General features: G+C 35.5%; 2 protein-coding genes. One reads left to right on the forward strand and one right to left on the reverse strand.

Translation table 11 applies throughout. The features are described 5' to 3' along the window. Positions 1 to 102: 102 nt before the first annotated feature. Positions 103 to 426, reverse strand: a complete 324-nt coding sequence (locus tag AB3X49_RS21280) for a hypothetical protein (protein WP_367964577.1) — start codon at positions 424 to 426, stop codon at positions 103 to 105. 812 nt (positions 427 to 1,238) lie between these two features. On the opposite strand from AB3X49_RS21280, the gene bla reads away from it, so the two are divergent. Next, a complete protein-coding gene (gene bla, locus AB3X49_RS21285; RefSeq protein ID WP_367964579.1) occupies positions 1,239 to 2,174 on the forward strand; it encodes a class A beta-lactamase in 936 nt (311 codons plus the stop codon). Positions 2,175 to 2,461 lie beyond the last annotated feature (287 nt).

The raw sequence follows: 2,461 nt of genomic DNA on the forward strand, positions 1-2,461 counted from the left end.
GTATTTGTTCTTTTTTTCATACCTTTATAAAAAAAGAAGCACGAATGCCTCTTAAAAGGGTAAATCGTCTATGATTCTTTCTTCGCAAAAAGAATGTTCTGTTTATGTATGAAGATAGTTGGGTGGTTTCTGCGTGATTTGATTGAACTTCTCGTCGAATATCTTTTGCAGGGTGTAATTTGTAATGTGCGAGGTGCGGCTTTCAATATCTTCTTTGTGTAAAGGGATGGTATGGCGTACGTTATCATAGAAATTTGCTGCATCAAACGTATGACAAATCCCGTAAATCGTATGGCGTAATTGAGGCGTTTTCCCAAACACAAACCAATTCTTTCCGTACCATAGTATAGCTAAACTAATAGACAAATATCCGTAGTACACGTCCATTTTACAAATGCGAGTTACTTGATTGTTTTGAAACGGCACTATCACTAGCTACTCATTTTCTTCTTGAATCGATTCCAGTTGAACAATTGTACGGGTAAAATTAGGCGGCATCACCCGAAATATTGCGCCAACATCTGCAAGATACGTAAATATATGATGCCAGGATATCTCCTTCCCATATCTTCTCCTTTTGTAAAAATGCAATAATCGCTTCTCCTACTTGTCCACCCTTTCTTCGTTTGCCATATTGTAGCAAGCTCTCGAAAAACAGGTGAAAAAGAGAAATATTCTAGATGGTTAACAGATTGTCTTTTTGCCAATCAAAAAGGTACATACTCCATACAGGTCCCTTTTTCTATTAAAAACGCCCATCTTACTAAGATTCATGGTTACTTCCCGTCTTATGTATAGAATCCATTCCTCAAGCAACTTAACTAGATCACATAACCATGTCACAACCTCTTGTCCTTTCATATTTTGATTCGATAGATGTTCTGCCGTTCCAACTTTATGATATATAATCTCAGGCGCAACTAATCGATGACTTACTATGTACGTAATGCAATTGTTCCATATTTACTAAAGAACTGTAAGATTAAGCAGAGTTGAAAAAAGAAGATTTCAGGATTCTTATAAATAAAATTAATGGATATATTCAAAACCTTAATCATAAATGGAACAAATGTGTTACTTAGATTGTCTATTACGTATAAAAAAGGTGCTTTTGGTAGTTCTCTCATTTTGTAATGCAAGAAACACAAGATGAGTGCTATCCTGTGCATTTGTTAATTGTATAGGTATGTAAAATACCTATACAAAATCCATATATTCTTGAAAGAGGTTGAAAATGTATGATAGTTTCAAAGAAGTTTTTTCACATTTCGCATTATAAAAAGATGTTACCTGTAGTATTACTTTCATGTGTAACGCTTATAGGCTGTTCCAATAGTAATATTCAATCCGCACCACCGAAACAAACCAAACAAGAAAATACAAGTAATCATTCTTTTGTAAAGCTGGAAAAAGAATATGATGCTAAACTTGGTATTTATGCATTAGACACAGGTACGAATCAAACCGTTACTTATCGTTCAGATGAACGGTTTGCATACGCATCTACCCACAAAGCCCTTGCTGTTGGAGCACTGTTACAAAAGAAATCAATAGAAGATTTAGATCAAAGAATTAAGTATACTAGCAAAGATCTTGTGAATTACAATCCAATTACTGAAAAATATGTAGATACAGGTATGACTCTGAAAGAGCTTGCGGATGCTTCCCTTCGATATAGCGATAATACTGCACAAAATCTTATTCTTAAGCAATTAGGTGGGCCAAGTGAATTCAAAAAATCACTGAGAGAAATAGGAGATACTGTCACAAATCCTGAACGTTTTGAACCAGAATTAAACGAAGTGCAGCCAGGAGACACTCGTGATACTAGTACCCCAAAGGCATTAGCTACTAGTCTTCAAGCATACGCGCTAGGCGATATACTTTCAGTTGAGAAACGGAACTTTTTAATAGATTTGATGAAAAGAAATACTACGGGGGACAACTTAATTCGTGCTGGAGTTCCAGGAGAATGGGAAGTAGCCGATAAGACCGGCTCTGGGTCTTATGGAACAAGGAATGATATTGCAATCATTTGGCCACCAAATAAAAAGCCAATTATTCTTGCGATACTTTCTAATCATGCGAAAGAAGATACGAAATACGATGATAAACTTATTGCAAATGCAACTAAAATAGTGTTAGACGCTTTAAAAGTAACAAATAAATCATAGTAATGAATTTAAGCTGCTCCTACTTTACGGCACATTTAGTTTTAAAGACTAGTACTTATCTAAACGCTAAGAAGTGTAAGCGTATTTTCAGACAACGAAGGAGGTAAAAGCCTCCTTCTGCTCCTAATCGAACTCTCATCCCATTCCGCCACCACATCGTAGTGGTCTTTCGCGTTCGAATCTCCTATTTAGAGTTAATATTTTACGTTTCCTTTCATCTTCAACCATTCTAATGCTCAATCATATTACGCATATTTTTAGATTTTCCATTTGTAGCTATATTAATC

The organism is Bacillus sp. C30 (genome assembly GCF_040838255.1).
GTDB lineage: Bacteria > Bacillota > Bacilli > Bacillales > Bacillaceae_G > Bacillus_A > Bacillus_A mycoides.